General features: G+C 71.2%; 23 protein-coding genes and 2 pseudogenes. 8 read left to right on the top strand and 17 right to left on the bottom strand.

What is annotated here, in order from left to right:
* Positions 1-37: 37 nt before the first annotated feature.
* The 3 genes from LPA41_RS13535 to LPA41_RS13525 form a co-directional block, all read right to left on the bottom strand.
* Positions 38-352, bottom strand: coding sequence for a hypothetical protein (locus LPA41_RS13535; RefSeq protein ID WP_229070626.1), 315 nt, complete (start codon positions 350-352; stop codon positions 38-40).
* A gap of 72 nt (positions 353-424) precedes the next feature.
* Positions 425-820 (bottom strand): hypothetical protein, encoded by a 396-nt coding sequence (locus tag LPA41_RS13530; protein ID WP_229070624.1) that lies wholly within the window; start codon positions 818-820, stop codon positions 425-427.
* A gap of 82 nt (positions 821-902) precedes the next feature.
* Positions 903-1,205: a hypothetical protein gene (locus tag LPA41_RS13525; RefSeq protein WP_229070621.1), complete on the bottom strand. Its 303-nt coding sequence runs from the start codon at positions 1,203-1,205 to the stop codon at positions 903-905.
* Positions 1,206-1,476: 271 nt separating this feature from the next.
* On the opposite strand from LPA41_RS13525, the gene LPA41_RS13520 reads away from it, so the two are divergent.
* Complete coding sequence (locus LPA41_RS13520; RefSeq protein ID WP_229070619.1) at positions 1,477-1,938, top strand: hypothetical protein; 462 nt, start codon at positions 1,477-1,479, stop codon at positions 1,936-1,938.
* A gap of 41 nt (positions 1,939-1,979) precedes the next feature.
* Here the strand turns inward: LPA41_RS13520 and LPA41_RS13515 are convergent, their stop codons facing one another.
* The 5 genes and pseudogenes from LPA41_RS13515 to LPA41_RS13495 all read right to left on the bottom strand — a co-directional run bounded on the left by LPA41_RS13515 (position 1,980) and on the right by LPA41_RS13495 (position 6,626).
* Positions 1,980-2,723, bottom strand: a complete 744-nt coding sequence (locus LPA41_RS13515; protein ID WP_229070617.1) for a FadR/GntR family transcriptional regulator — start codon at positions 2,721-2,723, stop codon at positions 1,980-1,982.
* A 99-nt stretch (positions 2,724-2,822) separates the two neighbouring features.
* A complete protein-coding gene (locus LPA41_RS13510) occupies positions 2,823-4,568 on the bottom strand; it encodes an exo-alpha-sialidase (RefSeq protein WP_229070616.1) in 1,746 nt (581 codons plus the stop codon).
* A 109-nt stretch (positions 4,569-4,677) separates the two neighbouring features.
* Positions 4,678-5,037, bottom strand: a pseudogene (locus tag LPA41_RS13505) (dienelactone hydrolase family protein); the annotation flags it as partial.
* 195 nt (positions 5,038-5,232) lie between these two features.
* Positions 5,233-5,598, bottom strand: coding sequence for a VOC family protein (locus tag LPA41_RS13500; protein ID WP_229070614.1), 366 nt, complete (start codon positions 5,596-5,598; stop codon positions 5,233-5,235).
* A gap of 8 nt (positions 5,599-5,606) precedes the next feature.
* Positions 5,607-6,626, bottom strand: a complete 1,020-nt coding sequence (locus LPA41_RS13495) for a sigma-70 family RNA polymerase sigma factor (protein WP_229070612.1) — start codon at positions 6,624-6,626, stop codon at positions 5,607-5,609.
* Positions 6,627-6,662: 36 nt separating this feature from the next.
* Between LPA41_RS13495 and LPA41_RS13490 the strand changes: the two genes are divergently transcribed.
* The gene (locus LPA41_RS13490) at positions 6,663-7,847 is read left to right on the top strand and encodes a hypothetical protein (protein ID WP_229070611.1); all 1,185 of its coding nucleotides are present in this window, start codon (positions 6,663-6,665) and stop codon (positions 7,845-7,847) included.
* A 181-nt stretch (positions 7,848-8,028) separates the two neighbouring features.
* Here the strand turns inward: LPA41_RS13490 and LPA41_RS13485 are convergent, their stop codons facing one another.
* The 4 genes from LPA41_RS13485 to LPA41_RS13470 form a co-directional block, all read right to left on the bottom strand.
* Complete coding sequence (locus LPA41_RS13485; protein ID WP_229070609.1) at positions 8,029-8,397, bottom strand: DUF2625 family protein; 369 nt, start codon at positions 8,395-8,397, stop codon at positions 8,029-8,031.
* A gap of 320 nt (positions 8,398-8,717) precedes the next feature.
* Entirely contained in the window at positions 8,718-9,542 is an 825-nt protein-coding gene (locus LPA41_RS13480) for a TIGR03619 family F420-dependent LLM class oxidoreductase (protein ID WP_229070607.1), read from the bottom strand.
* 215 nt (positions 9,543-9,757) lie between these two features.
* A complete protein-coding gene (locus LPA41_RS13475) occupies positions 9,758-10,432 on the bottom strand; it encodes a response regulator transcription factor (RefSeq protein ID WP_229070598.1) in 675 nt (224 codons plus the stop codon).
* Entirely contained in the window at positions 10,429-11,622 is a 1,194-nt protein-coding gene (locus tag LPA41_RS13470) for a sensor histidine kinase (protein WP_229070595.1), read from the bottom strand. The genes LPA41_RS13475 and LPA41_RS13470 overlap by 4 nt, the downstream gene beginning before the upstream one ends.
* A gap of 96 nt (positions 11,623-11,718) precedes the next feature.
* Here LPA41_RS13470 and LPA41_RS13465 point away from each other — a divergent pair, with 96 nt between their 5' ends.
* The 6 genes and pseudogenes from LPA41_RS13465 (at position 11,719) to LPA41_RS13440 (ending at position 16,123) form a co-directional block, all read left to right on the top strand.
* Entirely contained in the window at positions 11,719-12,639 is a 921-nt protein-coding gene (locus LPA41_RS13465; RefSeq protein ID WP_229070593.1) for an ABC transporter ATP-binding protein, read from the top strand.
* A complete protein-coding gene (locus LPA41_RS13460; protein ID WP_229070591.1) occupies positions 12,636-13,424 on the top strand; it encodes an ABC transporter permease in 789 nt (262 codons plus the stop codon). Before LPA41_RS13465 ends, LPA41_RS13460 begins: the two co-directional genes overlap by 4 nt.
* A gap of 45 nt (positions 13,425-13,469) precedes the next feature.
* Positions 13,470-13,730: a PLDc N-terminal domain-containing protein gene (locus tag LPA41_RS13455; protein WP_229070587.1), complete on the top strand. Its 261-nt coding sequence runs from the start codon at positions 13,470-13,472 to the stop codon at positions 13,728-13,730.
* 15 nt (positions 13,731-13,745) lie between these two features.
* On the top strand, positions 13,746-14,126 hold the full coding sequence (locus LPA41_RS13450; RefSeq protein WP_229070584.1) for a hypothetical protein: 381 nt from the start codon (positions 13,746-13,748) through the stop codon (positions 14,124-14,126).
* A 476-nt stretch (positions 14,127-14,602) separates the two neighbouring features.
* Positions 14,603-15,517 carry an NAD(+) diphosphatase gene (gene nudC / locus LPA41_RS13445; RefSeq protein ID WP_229070924.1) on the top strand — a complete coding sequence of 305 codons (915 nt, stop codon included), beginning with the start codon at positions 14,603-14,605 and terminating at the stop codon, positions 15,515-15,517.
* A gap of 36 nt (positions 15,518-15,553) precedes the next feature.
* Positions 15,554-16,123, top strand: a pseudogene (locus LPA41_RS13440) (GrpB family protein).
* A 40-nt stretch (positions 16,124-16,163) separates the two neighbouring features.
* Here LPA41_RS13440 and LPA41_RS13435 read toward each other — a convergent pair.
* The 5 genes from LPA41_RS13435 to LPA41_RS13415 form a co-directional block, all read right to left on the bottom strand.
* Positions 16,164-16,766 carry a sugar O-acetyltransferase gene (locus LPA41_RS13435; protein WP_229070581.1) on the bottom strand — a complete coding sequence of 201 codons (603 nt, stop codon included), beginning with the start codon at positions 16,764-16,766 and terminating at the stop codon, positions 16,164-16,166.
* 7 nt (positions 16,767-16,773) lie between these two features.
* Positions 16,774-17,622: an SAM-dependent methyltransferase gene (locus tag LPA41_RS13430; RefSeq protein WP_229070578.1), complete on the bottom strand. Its 849-nt coding sequence runs from the start codon at positions 17,620-17,622 to the stop codon at positions 16,774-16,776.
* A gap of 2 nt (positions 17,623-17,624) precedes the next feature.
* Positions 17,625-18,626 carry an acetylserotonin O-methyltransferase gene (locus LPA41_RS13425; protein WP_229070576.1) on the bottom strand — a complete coding sequence of 334 codons (1,002 nt, stop codon included), beginning with the start codon at positions 18,624-18,626 and terminating at the stop codon, positions 17,625-17,627.
* A gap of 70 nt (positions 18,627-18,696) precedes the next feature.
* Positions 18,697-19,191, bottom strand: coding sequence for a pyridoxamine 5'-phosphate oxidase family protein (locus tag LPA41_RS13420; RefSeq protein ID WP_229070573.1), 495 nt, complete (start codon positions 19,189-19,191; stop codon positions 18,697-18,699).
* Between the two features lie 148 nt (positions 19,192-19,339).
* Entirely contained in the window at positions 19,340-19,963 is a 624-nt protein-coding gene (locus tag LPA41_RS13415; protein ID WP_229070570.1) for a maleylpyruvate isomerase family mycothiol-dependent enzyme, read from the bottom strand.
* Positions 19,964-20,042: the final 79 nt, after the last annotated feature.

Genomic DNA, 20,042 nt, shown 5'->3' with positions numbered 1-20,042 from the left:
CATCAAACTCGCTGTCACGGACGACCGTCATGCTGAGTCACCGGTCGTGAACAGCGGAGAGCGGGCCCGGGGTGGCCGTGATCGCTGGATACTCCGAGTAGATCCGGCCCACCTGGCGGCCGGGGACGGTCACGAAGCAGACGAAGGACGCCCGGCTGGGGCCCAGATCGCGAATGTCCAGCTCCCGATCGTTGGCGAGCGCCCACTCCACGGCTACGTCGTAGCCGGTCAGGCCGACGTCCGCGACCTCCAGTGCCACGATCTGCGGGACGTCGCTGGCCCGGCACAGCAGGATGTCGTGATCCCCGGCCTGCAACCGCAGTTGCCGGTGCTGCTCGATCTGCTCGGTCAACCCGAACATGGTCCGCAGATGGGCCTAGGCCGTTGTGTGCAGGCGGCTCGACAGCGACGGCGCGCAAGATCCTCATCTGCCGTCCGTCAGAGCCTCGGCGAGGACGTCCGGTGCGTCCGTGGTGCTGACGACGTCCGTGACCAGGGCGGCGACGGCCGCTTCGGCCGGTGGTTCCGAGATGTAGACGGGCAGGCCCAATGCGGCTGCGAAACCCGTCTCGATGCAGACGCTGTGGCCTGTGTAGCCGTCGGCGGCGACGATGTAGATCGCGGCTGAGCGCCGGATCTTGTCGAGGAACTCGTGGGTGAGTTCCCGCTTCCGCTCCGGTGTCACCTCGACGAGTTGCTCGTTGAAGTCGAACCGCGGGGTGTTGACGGTGATCCCGCGCTCGGCGAGATGGCCGGTGACGGTCCGCACCACGTCGTAGTACTTGGAACTGCTGCAGATGGTCAGCTCGCGCGCGCTCACGATGCCGCTCCCTTCGCGGGGTCTCCCAGCGAGACAAGATGCCGTGGGCACTGAAGATAGCGCCGTCCCCGCTTTTCGGTCGTCAGCTGCTCCAGCGCATGGAGGGGGAGGGGCCGGGCGGCACGGCGTACCGGTCGAGGCCGCGGCGGGTGGTCAGTGCGTCGTACGAGAGGTTGAACGGCCGTACGGCGAGACGCAACGGCAGATCGCGCGCCAGCTCGGCCAACGTGGCATACGAAGTGGACAGGTGGGCATCGCTCCAGCCGACTCCGCCGATCGCCGGATAGACGTCGATGCCGAGTTTCAGAGCCCGGCGCAGACCATTGAGGACCGGTTGCCAGTCGGCGTCGCTGGGCGTCGGATGGATGGTGACGTGGACCGCCAATCCACCGATCGAGTGCAACTGCGCGGCGGTGCCCCCGCCGGGGCGAACTCCAGGGCGTACGCGAAGGCGGTCATTTTGGGCCGCGCTGGAGATCTGAGGGCGGTGAGGGGTCAGGACGGATCGCTGGCTGGGACGGCACTGGCCTCCCGGCTCGTTCCAGCAGCTGGCGAAGCCTTTGTGGCCCCACCGGGGTGGTGCGGGATGGGCCATGGTGTGGCCACGCCCGCCCTACACTGAGGCGATGGGATATCGACGTACGATTATGTCTTGGGTGGGTTCGGCTGCGATCGCCTTCGGTGTGCTGGTGGGCGCCGTCGTGGTACCGGCCGGGAGCGCCTCGGCGGCGACCGGTCAGACCTGCGCGAACTCGACCCTTTCCGACGGGTCGGTGGTGGCCCGCGCCTGCATCAACTGGGAGAACCCGTCGACGGTCGGGTCGGGGCCGGGTAGGTGGGATGCCGGCGAGCCCCGGGTGTGGAACCCGCCGGGCAACGCGACGCAGTTGCCGGTGTACGCCATCTTCAAGCCGTTCGGGTTCACCTCCCATTACCGGTACACCGATGCCATCGCCGACGGTAATACCTGGCTGCTGCCCCCGAACGCGGATGTCCGCTGGTGGGTGAGCATGGAGGGGCGCACCGTGCGGTTCGAGATCGCCTCGTCGAGTGGTCACACGCAGTGCGTCTACCTCGTGCCCGGTTCCTCCAACGTGACGAACGGTAAGTGTCCGTAACGGGTGTTGGAACGTCGCCGTCCGTCGGCGGCCGGGCCGGCTCAGCGCTGGTGGGGCGGGTGCTGCTCGGTCGCCGCGGTGATGCGGCGGCGCACCGGGGCGTAATGGGCCTCGACGGCGGCCACGAAGGCGGTGACGTCGCGGGCGCGGGCGGCGTCGACCATCGCGCGGTGGGCGGCGATCGTCTCGGTCTCCTCCTGCCGGTCGGCCAGGCCCAGGTGGGGCGCCACGAGGGCGTACACGTCCCAGAAAGCGCCGGTGAGCTGGCTGATCAGCTCGTTGCCCAGGGGTTCCATCAGCAGGCGGTGGAAGGCCCGATCGGTGTCCACGAATGATGTGCCGCTGTCGTGGCAGCGTTCCAGGCCGGCGACGAGGTCGTCGAGGGCGGTCAGCCGGTCGACGTCGAGGCGCTCGACGATCTGCGTGGCCATGCCCTGCTCGAACAGCTGCCGGACCTGGATCAGGTCGAGCAGGACGCGGAAGTCGTCGGTGGGGCTGAGCAGGCCGCGGAAGGTCAGGCTCTCGACGAGAGCGGTCAAGGACAGACGCCCGACGTACGTGCCGAAACCGTGCCGGACCTCGACGATGTCCAGTGCGGCAAGCGTTTTGATCGCCTCACGCAGGCTGGAGCGGCTGACGTTCAGCGTCTCGCACAGTTCGCCCTCGGTGGGCAACGGGTCACCGGGTCGCAGCTCACTGTCGATGATGTAGCGCTTGATCTGTTCCGTCACGGTGGCCCGCAGTGAGGGGCGGCCCTGCCGGGCCGGTCTGACGTCTGCCGGCATCGCTTCGCGTCCTCCCGTGGCGTGGCGTCGGGTCACGCTACCAGGAACAACACGTGCCGCCCCGCGCACGATCGCGGGGCGGCACCACGGGGGTACGTGTCAGGCGCCCTTGATCCAGTCCAGGGAGAACCGGGCGAAGAAGATGCCGCCGCGGTCACCGACCTCGTAGAGGTTGCCGACCGTGCCGTCGGCCAGCACCGCCATCGTCGAATAGCCGGCGCCACCCGGCTTGATCAGCGCCCGCGCCGGCCAGCTGGCGCCGTCGTCGGTGGAGAGCCGGACCGTGAGGTCGTTGCGGCTCGCCGGTGCGGCGTTGTTGCTGAACAGCGTGACGGCGGTACGCCGCGGCGCGCCGCCGGTGCCACGGTCGGCGGGGCGCAGGTAGGAGATCTCATCGGCGTTGCACAGCGGGTCGGTCAGCAGCGGGCTTGCCGTGGCCGGCCCGAACGTCGCGGCGCCGTCCGTGGAGGTGGCGTAGAAGCGGCTCCGGGTCGTGTTGTGCCGCATGTTCTGCACGATCGCGCCTGTGTTGCGCTCGACGGCCTTGCTCTCGTTGATGGTGCCGCCCGCCGAGCCGCCGCGCCGCCACGTGGTGCCGTGGTCGTCGCTGTAGATGTTGGCGGTGTGGCTGGTCCCGGCCGAGTCGCGGTAGACGATCGGCTGGATCAGCCGGCCGGTGCTGGCCTGGATGCCGTGCCCGGAGGAGAAGAAGACCTGACGCCAGCTGGTGTCCTTGATCGCCGGGTTCAGCTCGACCGGTGCACTCCAGGTGGCCCCGTTGTCGCCGCTCTTGATGTATTGCAGGCGCATGCTGTTCGGATCGGTGACCGTGTTCAGTCCGGTGCCGGCCGACCAGAAACTGATGCCGGGCCGGGGGGAGTAGGTGTAGAAGCAGTAGACGGTCCCGGTGGTGCGGTCCACCAGCAGGCTGGGGTCGCCGGCGCCCTCCGAGGTGGTGGCCGGGGCGTGGATGACCCGCGGCTGCTCGAAGGTGCGGCCGCCGTCGGTGCTGCGGATCATCGCGATCTGGATGTTGTTGGTTCCGCCACCGAGATCGTACGAGCCGTCGACCCGCGCGTCGGCCACGGCGATGACGGTGCCGTTGTTGGTGACGGCCATCCCCGGGATGCGCACCGAACTCGCGGTGCCGTCGTAGCGGCCGTTGGAACCGTTGAGACCGCGGATCACGGTCTGCGGCGTGAGCAGGGTCGTCACGTTCATCTGCGGTGCGCCGCCGGCCAGGCCGCAGCCGGCCACGCCTCGGTGGGTGGTGTCGAAGCCGGGCGCGGTGACCCGCAAGCGGTACGCGGTGCCGGCCGGAACCGTCCAGTAGTGCAACCTGTTGCCACCGGCGGCGACCGTGTCGGTCCACGGCGAGCCGGTCCGGTCCGGCCAGGTCACGGTGAACGCCCGCGCGGTGGCGGTGCGGTTCTCCAGGGCCAGCTGCAACCGGCCGGCCGTGCAGTCGTAGCTGACCACCGAGGACATGCCGGTACCGCAGTGGAAGGTCCCGGTGAACGTCTCGTCCAGCCCGGTCGGGGTGGTGGCGCGCAGCGAGTACGTGCTGCCGGCGGCCAGCGTCCAGTACAGCTGGGTGCTGGTGCCGGCGGCGACCGTCCGAGTCCACGGTGAACCGGTGCGCCCCGCCCAGGCGACGGTGTAGGTCTGCGCGGTGGTGCCGCGGTTGTCGAGCGTCAGGGTCAGCCGGTTGGTGCTGCAGTCGGCGCCGGTCTGTGCGCTCACGCCGGCCGGCGCGGCGGCCGCAGCCGGTGTGGGTGCGGTGAGCATCGTCGCGAGCAGGCCGGCGGCGGCAGCCAGGAGCGCCGCGGTGCGGGTTGGGGGCATGGGTGTCCCTTCGGGGATGCGAGAAAAGGGGAGTTCAAAGGACGTCAGATGTCCAATGACCGTAGGGCTGTCGGCGGGGACCGTCAAGGGATCGACACCCACCCCTGCTTCACCGACACCGTGACCCGCACGAGGGGGCCGCCGAACGCTCGGTGCCGTAGTAGGACCACGGCTCATCGCCGCCCATCGCCGCGAGGCCACCACCGGGCGCGACCGCCGGCAGTTCGTCGTCGTAGCGTTCGATGAACGACGCGAGGGTGCGACGGTAGCCGGCACCGTCGCCGGAGCTGAAACGGGCGGGGCTGTTGTAGGCGCCCGCAATGCCCACGGCGGCGCGGATCCTGGGGTCGGAGGCGGCCGCCCGGACGGCGTATCCCCCGCCCAGGCAGACCCCGACCGCGGCGATGCGGTCGGGGTCCACGGCCGGGTGCGCGGCGAGCATGCTAATCGCGGCGCGCAGGTCCGCGAGTTTGCCCTGGGTGTCCTCCCGAGTACGCGTTGACCACCCTCGGGAAGACGCTCCAGGAACCGCTCGCCGCCATCTGTGCCTGGGCGACCGAGCACCCCGCCGGCCTGCACCGCGCCGCGTCCTGAACAAACGCCGATTCGCGGTCGCCGGCACCACTGACGGTTGAACGGCAAGCTCAGCGACCGCGTTGCCGCATCACCTCGACAGGGTCTGGGTCAGGTTGACCATGTTGCCGTCGGGGTCGTGGATGTGGGCGACCCGCTGGCCCCACGGCATGTCGTTCGCCTTGCCCAGCACCCGCCCGCCGGCTGCCGCCACCCGTTCCAGCAGCGCCTCGACGTCGTCGACCTCGACGCTCAGCAGGATCCGCGCCGGCGCCGACAGGTCGGTGCCGGCCTCGTGGACCAGTCCGAACTGGGAGTCGCCGAGGGTGAGATCCACGGAAAAGGCCGGTCCGTCGGCCGGGAAGCGGTTCGTCGGAACGGCGCCGAGCAGCCGCTCGTAGAAGGCGCGCTGACGCTCGATGTCGGGCGTGCTGATGATCGCCTGGACGGTGGGCATGAGAACTCCTACAGGATCGTCGGATGCGGTCCCAAGGAGTACGTCGCAGCGGCCGCGAACTCATCGGTCCGGCCGACATCGAACAGCGGCACCAGCCGGTCGATGTCGAGGTACGTGACGATGCCGGTGATCACGCCGCCGCGCACGTCGAGAAGAACCAGCCCGAACGGCACGTGCCGGCCGTCCGGACCGGGCCGGGTCTGCCAGAACGCCGGCGATCCGTTCGCCGCGACCGGCCGCAGCCGTGCCCCCGCGCACGACGCCCGCGGATCCTGCAGGGCGAGGCGGATCTGGTCCCGGCCGCGCAGCCACCACGCGAACGGCGGCATCGACATCGTGGCGTCCTCGTGCAGCAACGACACCAGCGTGGCCACGTCGTGCCGCTCGAACGCCGCGCAGTAGCGGTCGAGCAACTCCCGCTGCGCCGGGTCGGCCGGTCGCCACGGTTCGCCCGGCGCCGGCCCGGCCACCCGCAACGTCGCGCGCGCCCGTTGCAGCGCGCTGTTGACCGACGCCACGGACGTCTCGAGAAGCCGGGCGACCTCGTCGGCGCTCCAGCACAGCACGTCACGCAGGATCAGGACGGCACGCTGGCGGGGCGGCAGGTGCTGCAGCGCGGCCACGAACGCCAGCCGGATCGTCTCGCGTGCGACAGCCAACTCCTCCGGGCTGTCGCCCATCGGCAGGACACGGCCGTCGGGGATAGGCTGGATCCAGCGCTGGTGCGCCACCGGCGAGCCGAGTTCGGCCCCGGCCTGTGATGCCGGACCAAGATCCATGGCTAGGGTACGGCGCTGAGCGCTCCGCAACATGTCCAGGCAGACGTTGGTGGCGATGCGGTACACCCACGTACGCAGCGAAGCCCGCCCCGCGTCGTAGCGGTCGTACGATCGCCAGGCCCGCACCAGCGTCTCCTGCACCGCGTCCTCGGCCTCGAAGCCGGACCCGAGCATCCGGTAGCAGTAACCGGTGAGTTCCGTCCGGAACAGTTCCAGCCGTTCACCCACACCGGCCGAGCTCTCCACCATCCCGCGACCCTACGCGCCGACAGAATCAGCCGCCGCTTGCTGAAAAGCGCCTGGGAATGGGATCATCGCGGCCATGATCAAAAGAATCGAGTCCTCCGCCCGCCGGTGAGCGTGACGACCGAGCCTGGATTGCTCGGACCCCCGATTGCTCTGTTCGAACACGCTTTGCGTCTCCATCAGCAATCTCCGGACGGTGCTCTGCCTCGCGACGGCGAGCCGTATCCGGACGAAGACCGTCACCGCTCGCGGCCGCCGACCCGGCGGGTGAGGGATCGGCGCCGCTACGGGGCCGATGCCGCTGTCATCCTCGACAGGCACTTCGACCAGCCTGATGCGCAGGCGAGTGAACTTGCCGACGCCTTCCGCGATGTCTACGTCCCGATCCATCGCAACGACCACATCGTTGCAGCGGCGCTGCGCGCGGACCGGCAGCGAGTGCGACGAACCGGCCGGTGGTTGGTGCGGCACAGCATCGATCGCAATGCCGCTACGGTTGGGCTCACACTGCTGGCCACTGATGGGGCCGAGGACGACATCCCGCTGATCCAAACCATCGGGCTGCTGTCGAACCATTTCGGGCCGTTGGCCGCCGAGGCGTTGCAGCGCCGCCGTGGAGGTGCCGAAGCGCTGCGGTGGCTGGCCGAGCGCGTCACCGGCTGGGGCCGGGTCTACGTCGTCGAGGCGCTCTGCCGACGAGGCGCCGCCAGTTCCCGGGCATGGCTGCTGCGCCATGCCTGCGACGGCGACCACCTCAGCGGCTACTTCGCTGGGGCGGTCGCCACCACAGCGCACCTGCACGAAGCGATCACCAGCACCGATGCCGACGACGACCTGATCGATCACACCGGCCGGCTCCTGAGGATCATGGCGGACTGCGGTGGCATGGGTATGACCCTCGAGCACTATCCGCCCGCGCCTGTCGTGCTGGCCGCGCACGCTGCTCACCTCGCCCGGCAGCCGCCGACAGCGAACCGGTACGTCGATGCCGCGATGATCGCCGACTATCTGGTGTCCAAGCCTCCGAACCGATGCGGCTGCACTGCCGAGCAGCGGGACCGCATCGTTCAGCAGTACCTGGCCGTACTCGAGCAGCCCGATTGGAGCGACGCGGTCCGCTCGGGTCTCGGCCCGACCAGCGACTTCTTCGCCTGGTTCACCGGCCACGTAGCAGCGCGGCTGCGCCTCAGCGCATTTTCCGAGGTGGCGGGAAGTGACGAGTAAGGGCTTCGGACCGACCGGTAAGTCCTGCTGATCGGATCTGTAGCAAGGGCCGGTCACAACCCGCGGCGTGCGCCAGTCGCTGCCATCAGCCGTCGAGGAGCGGGCTGGATCCTCGACGGCTTCCGGCATGCGATGGCGCGCATCGCGATCTCGGCGAACTGGGGTACGTCTCGCTTTCGAGTCAGGGAGACGCCGGGGGCGGCCCGCCGAGTTGACGAGCGGCATCGTGGTAGAAGGAGACCAACTGGGACAGCGGGATGGCTTGGCCGCCCATGACGTCATAGCCGACGGTGAGCACACCCGCATCGAGATCCGCTTCGGTCATGACATCTGGCAGGCGGTCGTATCCGCAACCCAGAACATGGAGCCATCCGTGGTCGACGAGTATGCCTCCGGCATTGGCCACCACGGCACCGAGCCACGATCGAGTACTGACGCCCAGCGCCGCTGAACACGTCGCGACCTGTGCCGCGTCAGCCGGCAGTACCTGAACCGGATAGGGCGCATCGGCCACAGCGGCCGATATCTCGGTCCATGCTGATTGATCCACACGATGAGGCTCCCACATCCCGGACAGTGCCTTGAACGCTTCCCGGGGGACAGTGGCGGTGGCTGGACCGGCGTCAGACCTCGTCGTCGCCGAGTTCGCGGAGCGTGCCGTCCGGCGTCATGTGGTAGCGGCGTGGCGGTTTCATCTGCCGCAGGGCCCGTTCGCCCCGGCCGCGCCCAGCAGCGCAGGCGGCAGATCACCTTCGGTGAACGCCAGCAGTGCGGTCTTCGCACCCATCGATCTCGCCTCCAGCGTCGATGATCAACGCAGAATACGGCGGATCGGCAAGGAGCCCAACCACATCAGAAGGGCCCCAGCCGTCACACCCGGTCGACCAGGGTGTCGCCGACAGAGGTGATCACGCTGTCGACCGCGTCGTCGGCGATGCCTTCCAGTTCGATGATGAGCCGGTCCACGCCTGCGTCGGCGTACCGGCGGGCGGTGTCCAGGTCGGGCGGGCCGGGCGGGGTGATGGTGATCTCGAGGTCGCCGAGGTCGGCCGGGCGCTGCTCCTTGCGGGCGGTCTCGGCCAGCGTGCGTAGCGTCTGCTCGGTCTCGTCGGGGTTCAGGCCCCAGCCGTACCAGCCGGTGCCGTGCCGGACGGCGCGGCGGTACGCGGCGGGGGAGTGGCCGCCGACCACGATCGGCGGGTGCGGCTGCTGGACCGGGGACGGGTGCTGGACGACGCCGGAGTACGACACGAAGCGGCCGGTGAACGACGGGGCGGCGGACCACAGCGCGCGCATCGCCGCCAGGTATTCGTCGGTTCGGGCGCCTCGTTCGGCGAGCGAGACGCCCATCGCGTTCAGTTCCGGTTCGACGTAGCCGGCGCCGACGGCGACGGTCAGCCGGCCCCCGGACAGCACGTCCAGCGAGGTGAGCTGTTTGGCGAGCAGCACCGGCTGGCGCTGGGGGAGCACGATCAGACCGACCCCGAGGCGTACGCGGCTCGTCACGGCTGCCAGATAGGTCAGCGCGGTCACGGCCTCCAGCCGGGGCGGGTTGCCTTCACCGGCGGGGAGCGCGATGTGGTCGCCGACCCACAGTGACTCGAACCCGGACTCCTCGGCCAGTGTCGCTCGCCGGGCCAGGACGGCGGGGTCCACATTGCGGTCGCGGTGCAGCCCGTACAGCCCGAACTTCATCCGATCAGCCACCTCTGTATCGACGACAACCGATCAAAAGTACGCCCCCGTGGGCGAGTGGCGATAGACGGACGCACCCCGAGATATTGATCTGCTAGCGATGCGAAATCGCGGTTTCCACCCCTTGATCACCGCGCTTTCGTAGCGCCAGCAGATCAACAACGCCGTGCGGAGGCAACGCCGCGCGGAGGCAACGCCGTGCGGAGGCAACGCGGTCAGGCGGGGCGGGGGGCGATCAGGCCTGACTCGTACGCGGTGATGACCAGCTGGGCCCGGTCGCGGGCGCCGAGTTTGCTCAGCAGGCGGCCGATGTGGGTTTTCACGGTGCCGACGCCCAGGTGCAGGTGCTCGGCGATCTCGGTGTTGGACAGGCCGCGGGCGATCAGGGTCAGCACCTCCTGTTCCCGGTCGGTGATCGCTTCCAGGCCGCGGGGCGGGGCGGGTGCGGGTCCGCCGGTGCCGTTGAAGGCGGCGATCAGGCGGCGGGTGACACGGGGTGCGAGCAGGGCCTCACCGGCGGCCACCAGCCGGATGCCGGTCAGCAGCTCCGCGGCGGTGGCGTCCTTGACCAGGAAGCCGCTGGCACCGGCGCGCAGCGCCGCGTACACGTACTCGTCCAGGTCGAAGGTGGTCAGGATGAGCACGCGCACGGACGCGGTGGCCGGGTCCGCGCAGATCTGCCGGGTGGCCTCGATGCCGTCCATCTCGGGCATCCGCACGTCCATCAGCACCACGTCGGGCCGGTGCTCGCGGGCCAGCCGGACCGCCTCGGCGCCGGTGCCGGCCTCCGCGATCGGGGTGATGCCGGGGGAGACGTCCAGCAGCGCCCGGAAACTCTCCCGCATCATGGCGTGGTCGTCGGCCAGCAGGACAGTGATCTCGTCGGTCATCGGCTCTCCGGGTCGGCGGTGAACGGCATGGCGGCCACCACCCGGAACCCGCCCTGCGGCGCGTCCTGCGTGGACAGCGTGCCGCCGTACATGTTCACACGCTCGCGCATGCCGATCAGGCCCTGCCCCTGGCGGCGGCCCGGTGACCGGCGGCCCCGGCCGTCGTCGGCGACCTCGATGCGGACCTCGCCGTCGCGGGCCCGCACCGACACCGCGCACCGGCTCGCACCGGCGTGTTTCAGCACGTTGGTGAGCGATTCCTGGACGATGCGGTAGACGGTGAGCCCGGCCGCGGGCGGCAGGTCGTCGACGCCGTCGACCTCCAGGTCGACGTGCAGTCCGGCGGAGCGCAGCGGCTCCACCAGGCCGGGCAGGTCGGCGGTGCCGGGCGAGGGCGCCAGGTCGGCGGCCTGGTCGTCGTCGGCGCGCAGCACGTCGAGCAGCCGGCGGATCTCGGTCAGCGCCGACCGGCTGGTCCGTTCGATGGTGACGAGTGCCGCGCGGGTCTCGGTGGGGCGTTCCTCGGCGATGTGGTTGGCGACCGTCGCCTTGACCGCGATCAGACTCAGGCTGTGCCCGACGATGTCGTGCAGTTCCCGGGCGATGCGCAGCCGTTCCCCGGCGACCGCGTCCCGGGCCAGCCGGCGCGCCAGGTCGGCCTGGATGGCGCGCCGCCAGCGGATCAGGCGGCCGGCCGTCCACGCGGCGGCCAGCACGACGGCGACCGCACCCGTCTCGAACTGCCACCACAGCGGCACCTCGCTGTTCGGGGCGTCCGCCGAGGACACACCGGTGCGCAGGTAGAGCCCGACGATGGTGCCGGCGGACGCGCCCAGGGCGGCGGCCAGTGCCAGCACGGCCGGGACGGCGACGGTCGCGGTGGCGGCGGTGTAGAGCGCGAACGCCACCGGGATCCAGGTCGTCACGATGACGCCCAGGCCCACGACACCGGTTGCCGTGGCGATCGCGGCCGCGACCACCACGAACCCGAGCACCGGCAGCGGCCACCGGCGGCGGACCACCAGCGGCAAGGCCACTGCCGCACCGGCCAGACAGGCCTGCCAGGCCGGACCGGTGAAGGCCGGGCCGGGCGGATCGAGGGTCGCCGAGGCGGCGAGGTACATCAGCAGCATCGCGGCGGCGGCATCGATGAGCGTGCCGCGCACCTCGCGGGTGGAAGGCCGTGTCACGCGCTCACGCTATACCGGCGTATGACCTGGGTCAGACCCCGAGTTCCGACCTCGGGCAGACGCGCCGGACCCACCCTCGCTGACACGATTGTCCACATGATCGAGCTGCGGGAGCTGACCAAACGATACGGACCGGCGCTGGCGGTGGACCGGTTGTCCTTCGAGGTCCGGCCGGGCGTGGTGACCGGGTTCCTCGGCCCCAACGGCGCCGGCAAGTCCACCACGATGCGGATGATGCTCGGGCTGCACCGGCCCACGTCCGGTGAAGCCCTGATCGGCGGGCGGCGGTACGCGGAGATCCGGCGCCCGCTGCACGAGGTGGGCGCGGTGCTCGACGCCGACGCCGCCCACCCGGGCCGCACCGCCGCCACCCACCTGGCGTGCCTGGCCCGCAGCAACGGCATCGGCCGCGCCCGGGTGGACGCGGTGCTGGAACAGGTCGGCCTGGCGAGCGCGGCACACCAGCGGGTCGGCGGCTTCTCCCTCGGCATGCGCCAGCGGCTCGGCATCGCCGGCGCCCTGCTCGGCGACCCGGCGGTGATCGTGCTGGACGAGCCGGTCAACGGGCTCGACGCGGTGGGCATCCGGTGGATCCGGTCCACGCTGCGGGCGCTGGCGGCGGAGGGCCGTACGGTCCTGCTCTCCAGCCACCTGATGAGCGAGATGGCGCTGACCGTCGACCGGGTCCTGATCATCGGCAAGGGCCGGCTGATCGAGGACACCTCGGTGGCCGAGATGCGCGACCGGTTCGAGCGGGACGTGCTGGTGCGTACGCCGCGCCCCGCCGACCTGACCGCGCTGCTGACCGGTCACGGCGCGACCGTGACCCGTACGCCTGACGGAGATCTGGTCGTGCTCGGCCTCGACGCCCCCGCCATCGGCGACGCCGCCGCAGGCGCGTCGATCCCCGTGCACGGCCTGACGCCGCGCAGCGCCACGCTCGAGGACGTCTACCTGGAAATGACCGAGGAGAGCGTGGAGTTCCGCGCCACCGCCCTGGAAGGAGCCCTGCGATGACCTCTTCGACCATCTGGCGCGATGCCGCGGCTGCCGAGCTGGTGAAGGTACGGACCCTGCGCTCCACCTGGGCCTTCCTGGCCGGTGGCGTGATCGTCACCGCGATGGGCGCCCTGATCCTGTACTTCCTGGTCCAGTCGTACGACGCGGCGACCCCGGCCGACCGGGCGAACTACGAGACGGCCGACCCGACCGTGGTGACCATGCCGTTCGTGATGTTCTTCGTCGGTGCGATCGGCGCCATGCTGATCACCAGCGAGTACACCACCCGATCCATCGGCCCCGCCCTGCTGGCCGTGCCGCAACGGCGGATCCTGCTGGCCGCCAAGGCGGGCGTGGCAGGCATCATCGGTCTGGGCTGCGGCGCCGTGTTCGCCCTGCTGGCCTTCGCCGACGCCCGGCTCCTGCTCGGCGACCGGCCGGCGCCGCTCAACCCGTGGCCGCAGTGGACCGACGCGGTACCGACCGTGCTCTGCGCGACGGTCCTCGTGTTCGTCACCTGCCTGGTCGCGGTGGGTCTGGGCGCGGCACTGCGGTCGACGGCCGCGGCGCTGACCACGATCGGCGGGCTCGTCCTGGTGACGCCGATGATCGCCCACTTCCTGCCGACCGTGTGGCACCTGCGCCTCGCCTCGGTGCTGCTGCCCAACCTGACACCGCAGCTGGCCGGAAGTGATCACCCGTACCTGCTGTCGCAGGGTGGCGCGGCAGCCGTGGCGGCGGCGTACGTGATCGTCGCTCTCGGCGCGGGCGCCCTCGCCCTCAGCCGCCGCGACGCCTCCTGACCCTTCCCTTTCCTTCCCGCTCGACCTTCCCGAGGAGAACTGACCATGTACCTGACCACTGCCGCCCAGTCCGTCGCCGCCGCCGACCTCGGCACCACCCTCGCCGGCATCGCGTTCTGGACGATCCTGCTCGCCGCCTACGTGGCCCTGTTCGCCGCGACAATCGTCAGCGTCAACCGGGCTGAGCTGGAGAAACGTTCGCGCAACCGCTGGCTCTGGCTGGTGCTCCTGGCGCCCGGCGTCGGCATCGTCCTGTGGTTCGTCAGCGGCCGGCCGGGCGCCCGCACCGGTTCCACCCGGCGCTGACATATCCTTCCACTCGTGTGTGGCGACGACATGCCGGACCCCTGCGCCTGCGCGAACCTGCCGGTGCGGCGGCCCGGCAGTCGCGGTGACGCCATCGACGTGGCCGGCACCACCGGCAGCCTCCTGGACCGGGTGCGCGCCGGTGAGATGGTGCTGCTGCGGGCCGACTGCCCGCTCGAACTGACCGGTGAGATCCTCGCGGCGGAGACCCGCTACACCCTGCGGCATTACCTGCGGTGCCGGCTCTGCGAGCAGACCATGCTGTACGGGCTGTGCATCCGAGGCGAGCCGATCTTCCGGCCCGCCGACCCCGACGAGCCGCTGACGGTGGCGTGGGAGCCGTCGACCACGTTCGTCGACACCGTCGGCGGCCCGGTCCTGCGCTACGGGCGCTGAGGGCCTGGACGACGTCCGCTGATGCGCCCGCGTCTCCCGGTTCCGGCCCAGTGACGCCGGACGCGCCGCCCCCGGACGAGATGTTGATCTGCTAGCGCCACGAAATCGCTGTGATCATGGGGTCAGAACCGCGATTTCGCACCGCTGGCAGATCAACACCGCCGCGCGGACCGACCATAGGGAGTCGTGCAACTCCTTCCTTCCGCGTGACCTCGTACACGCCGGCCGCTTTCCGGGTGTGGCTGGCCCGTTGACGGCTGGCTGAGGCGGTGCAGGTTCTCAGGCTGGCAAGCGCGGACAGGTAGGAGGGGCCGGCCACCGGCGCGTCAGGGGCCACTCGACGGCCCGGTCCCCGAGGTACTGTCCCCGCTCACGGTCGGCGACGAGAATCGCACGCGTGGCCTCAGGGTCCTCCCCGGCGACCAGCCGGACGCCCCGCGATGACGAAGGACTGATGACCGTTGACGACCGTGGACATGGCCGGACCGGCGAGCCCGCCGCCGTACGCCGGAGGCTGGCTGGACCGGGCGAGCGCCCACCGCACCGACCCGCAGTGGCTGGCCCGGCTCCGGGCCCGCCCGGACACCCGGGTGGTCCCGATCTGGCAGGACGACTGCGTCGTGCGCGGCGACCCGCCGCGCGCTGTCGTGCCGGTCGGGGAACCCGCACGACAGTTGCTGGACGCGGTCGGCGAAGCCGTCTTCCTCGGTCTCGACGCCGGTGCTGGGGTCTTCGCCGCGGACCTGTCCGGCCTGGACCGGTCCGCGGTGCTCGACCTGGCCGGCGGCGACGACATCGCGTCGGTGCGCAGTGTCTACGCCGCGCACACCGCGGCGGATGCCGCCATCCTGGGTTACGCCCGGGGGCTGCTGCACTGGATCCGCAACCAGCGGCACTGCGGCCGGTGCGGCTCGGCGACCGAGTCCCGCGACGGGGGGCACGTGCGTGCCTGCCTGAGCTGCGGCAAGCTGCTGTTCCCCCGGATCGAGCCGGCCGTGATCATGCTGGTCGAGTCGGCCGGCGAACCGCGGCGCTGCCTGCTCGCCCGGCACCGCGCGTCGGTGCTGGGGGAGTACTCCACGCTTGCCGGTTTCGTGGAGACCGGCGAGAGCCTGGAGGACGCCGTGCGCCGCGAGGTCGCCGAGGAGGTCGGCCTGACGGCCGGTGCGGTCCGCTACGTCGGCTCCCAGCCGTGGCCGTTCCCGGCCGGGCTGATGGTGGCGTTCCGGGCGACCGCCGTCGACGACACCCCGGTGGTCGACGGCACCGAGATCCTCGACGCCCGCTGGTTCACCCGCGCGGAACTCGCCGGGAAGGCGGCCGCCGGTCGCCTCGGCCGGGTGGACTCGATCGACCGGGTGCTGCTGCACTCCTGGCTGCACCAGTCCTGACCGGGCCGGCCCGCGAACGGTGCTTACGATGGCGCGATGAGTGCGGAGATCGATGAAGCCGGCAGGCGGGTGATCCGAATCGTCGATCACGACCCGGCCTGGGCGGCACGCTTCGCCGACATCGGCGCCGCGCTGCGCCGGGCGCTCGGGGGCATGGCGCTGCGTATCGATCACATCGGCTCCACGTCAGTGCCGGGCTTGGCCGCCAAGCCGATCATCGACATTCAGGTGTCGGTCGAGCGCTTGGAGCCGGTGGCCCCGTTCCGTGATCGGCTTGTCGCCCTCGGCTGGGTCTACCGGGCGGAGAACCCGGAACGCACCAAGCGCTAATTCAGGGAGGCGCCCGGTCAATCGCGCACCCACATCCACGTGCGACGGATGGGCAGCTTCTCGGAACAGTTCGCCCTGCTGTTCCGCGACTTCCTGCGCGTGGATCAGGAGGCGGCCGGCGACTATGCGCGCGTCAAGCGAGCTCTCGCCGAGCGGTACCGCCATGACGGGCAGGCCTACACCGACGCGAAAGCGCCGGTCTGCTGGGAGATCATTCAGCGGGCCGACGACTGGGCACAGGAAACCGGCTGGGAACCCGCTCCCAGCGACGCCTGAGAACGCGGATGGCGCGGCAGTGGCCGGGCAGGCCGGCGGCCTACCCGGCGGGCGCGGCGCGGGTGTGCCGGTCGGCGTCGGTGATGGGGCGGACGACGCGGCACGGGGTGCCGACGGCGACGGTCATCGGGGGGATGTCGTGGGTGACGACGCTACCCGCGCCGATGACGGCGCCGTAACCGATGCGGACGCCGGGCAGCACGACGGCGTTGCTGCCGATCCAGACCTTGTCCTCGATGACGATGGGTTCGGAGAACCGCCGGAAGTCGTCGCGCAGGGCCGGGTGGATCGGATGTCCGGTAGTGGTCAGCGTGACGCTGGGCGCAATCATGACGCCGTTGCCGATCCGGATCTCCACGTCGTCGACGAACGTCAGGTTGACGTTGCCGAAGAAGTCGTCGCCGATGTGCACGTTGCTGCCGAAACCGGCGTGGAACGGTGACAGCAGCACGATGCGTTCACCGGCCGAACCGAGGATCGCGTCCAGCAGTTCCCGGCGGCGCTCGGCGTCGCCCGGCGGCGTCCGGTTGTATTCGAAGACCAGGTCGGCGCGGCGTTGCGGGTTCTGGAACGACGTCTCCGACTCGGTGTAGAGCAACCCTCGCCGGATCCGTTCCAGCACCTCGTCGTCACGATCCGCCACGCATCGATCATCCCTCATGCGCCGCCGCAGCGCTGCCCGGTTCCCGGGCGGCGACGACGACGCGTTCGCCGGGGAAGACAGCGAGCGTACGGTCACCGTCGCGCAGCATCCGGGCCCGGTGCTCGTCGGCGCCGACGTCGGCGAGCGGGCTCAGGCCGTGCGCCCGCAGGCGACCGGCCAGTTCCGCCGGGTCGTAGGCGGTGCGCCAGCCCAGCCGCCGCGACCACCCCTCGTTGCCGGCGCGGTCCGCCTCGGCACGCGGTACATAGGTCAGGATCACGACACTGCCCGCCGCGAGCCTCCCGGCGCAGGCGAGCACCCGGTCCGCGGCCTCCTCGGCCACGTACATGGTCACCGCTTCGCAGATCAGCAGCGTACGCCCGAGGCCCGCACCCGCCAGCACCTCCGCCGCGTCCGGCTGCGCCAGGTTCAGCGGCACGTAGTCGACGTGTGCGGGCAGCGCACCCCGGGCCCGCCGCAGGGCCGCCTTCTTCGCGGCCTGCACCGCGGGCAGGTCGAACTCCCAGACGCGGGCCGCCGCCATCTCGGGCATCCGGTACGGGCGGGTGTCCATCCCCGCGCCGACGATCACCACCCGGTCGATTCCGCCGGCCAGGGCGGAGCGGCAGGCGTCGTCGATGGCCCGGGTACGGCAGACGACCGCACCGTAGAAGCCCGGCCCGGCCCGTTCCAGGGCGTGCAGGAACAGCCACCGCAGCGGGCGCCGCGCCGCCACCACCGCCGGCCAGCCGGACAGCATCCGGGCGGCCAGCGGGTCGTCGAACAGCGGCCGCACGGCGTGCTGCTCGAGGGCCCGCATCAGGGCGACGCCGTCGGCCGTCCGCTCGACACGCACGCTCAGCCGGCCCGGGTCGCCTCGATCACCGCGTAGGGCGGTTGCACCTCGGTGGTCGCGGTGCGGCGCAGGCCCGACCGGGTCAGCAGCTCATCGAACTCGGCCAGGGTGCGCTCGCGGCTGCCCGCGGACGCGAGCATGGCGATGTCCATCAGCGGCGCGATGCCGGGGGCATGGTCGTCGATGACGATCTCGGTGATCACGATCCGGCCACCCGGGTGCAGGGCGTCGCGGCAGTTCGCCAGGATGCGTACGCAATCGTCGTCGGACCAGTCGTGCAGCACGAACTTCAGCAGCAGGATGTCGCCCGCCGGCACCGCCGCGAAGAAGTCGCCGCCCACCGCGCGGAACCGGTCGGTCAGGCCGCGCTCGGCGGCCGCCGCCTGCGCGCCGGGCACCGCGTGCGGCAGGTCCAGCACGATCGCGTCCAGGCCGGGATGCCGGGCCAGCATGGCCAGCGCGAACGAGCCGTGCGCGCCGCCGACGTCGACCACCGTGCCGGCGCCACCGACGTCGATCACCTCGACCGCCTCCTGGATCACCGGTGCGGACATGCTGGCCATCGCGGCGCCGAACAGGGCACCCTCGTCGGGGTGCGCGGCCAGGTAGTCGAAGAACGGCATGCCCAGCGCCTGCGTGGTCTGCGCCTGCCCGCTGCGCACCGCCTCCGGGATCCGCGCCCACGTCAGCCACAGGCACGCGCTGGCCTGCGACGACGCCAGGTCCCGCAGTGACATCGGCGCGTCGCGGTGCAGCACGGCGAGCATGTCGGTGCCGGTGAAACCCTTTTCCGCGTACGCCACCAGGCCCATCGAGGCGCACGCACGCAGAAAGCGTGCCGTGGTCTGCGGATCCGAGCCCTCCGCCTCGGCGATCTCGGCAGCCGTGCGTGGACCGTCCGCCAGGTGCTCGGCCAGCGACAGGTCGACCGCCGCCCGCACGGCCTGGGCCAACCACGGGCCGATGAGGAAACCCATCACTGTCTCATGGGGACTCGACGCCATGCCCGGCAACATAGCGCCGCCCGGCCCGCCGGTGAGCCCGCCGTCAGACAGTGCGAATTCCCCCCGGGGGTCACCCTTCGTCCCGGCGTGCCAGCACCAGCTCCTGCACGGCGGCGGGAATGGTCGTCTCGAAGTCCAGCAGTTTCGCCCAGTCCGGTTCGACGGTGATCAGCACCATCTCGTCGTACAGTGCCCGCACGCCCTGCTCCCAGCCGGCGAAGTGCTCGGCCGGCACGAGCTTGCGGGAGGCCTCGACGTAGGAGTCCGGCACACCCGCCACCAGCCGGACCGCTGCCGCGCCTCGGATCAGCAGCGCCCGCGGCGGCCACTGGTCCTGGGTGTCCACGGTGAGGGCGACCCGCGGGTTCTCGCGCAGCGACCGCACCTTCGCCGCGTTCGGGACGGTCGCCATGAGCAGGTGCTCACCCGTCCACCGGAACCCGATCGGAACCACCCGGGGCGCACCGTCGATCCCGGTGTAGGCGAGTCGCGCCGGGATCGACGAGGCCAGCAGTTCCCGGGAGATCGGCTTGTCCAGCACTGCGGCGATGTCCTCGCGATTCATGTCGTCTCCTTGATCAGCGGCGCACGCCCGGCGCGGTGCCGTCGTGGGATGTCTTCGCAGCGGAGACGTAGCCGATCGCCCGTTCTCGACATGCCGGACCGGGACAGTTGCGATTGCCCGCAAGCCACGTGCCGGCGGCTGCGGTGGGTCACAGTCGGCGGCGCAGGACCTCGACGCCGTCGCCGGTGAGGTCGGCCAGCGCGGCCCGGCGGCCGCAGAGGGCGAGCATCACGGCCTCCCCGGCGCCCCGGACCAGCGGGCCGGCGCCGTGCGCCCAATCCACGTCGGTCGTCTCGAAGCGCAGGCCCGCCGGCCGGTTCTTCGGGGTGAAGCCGACCGCCCGACCGCCGGTGAGGAAGCCGAGGGAAACCCGCATCCGGTCCGGGAGCAGGTCGCTGGGCAGCCCGAGCGGCCGGCGGATGTCCTGCCGGTGGACCTGCAGGTCGGTCAGCGCCCCCGGGTGCCCGACCACCGGTGGGCGGAACGGGTTGCTCGCGTGCTCGCGCAGCAGGGCGGACAGTTCGGCGGCGGGCCGGTCCGCCATCTGCTCGGCGAGCCGGGCGTTGGCCCGGTGGATGCTGAACCCGCTTGTCACCAACAGCTTGGCGGCGGTGAGGTTGGAGGCGGCGACGACCGCCACCAGGTGCCCGACGACCTGCTTGGCGGTCCACGCGTCGCACAGGCTCGGCGTCGCCAGCTGTTCCTCGCTCAGCGCGTCCACGAGGTCGGCGAGCCGGCGGCGTTCATCGGCGATCTGATCGAGGATCTCCACCGGCCCGACGCTACCGGAGCGCTCGCCGCCGTCGCTGTCCCCGGAGCCGGCGAGCGGCGCGCTCTGACCACGGCGCCAG

The sequence above is a fragment of the Actinoplanes sp. DH11 genome (assembly GCF_020873875.1).
Classification (GTDB): domain Bacteria; phylum Actinomycetota; class Actinomycetes; order Mycobacteriales; family Micromonosporaceae; genus Actinoplanes.
This window is presented reverse-complemented; position numbering and strand designations above follow the sequence as displayed.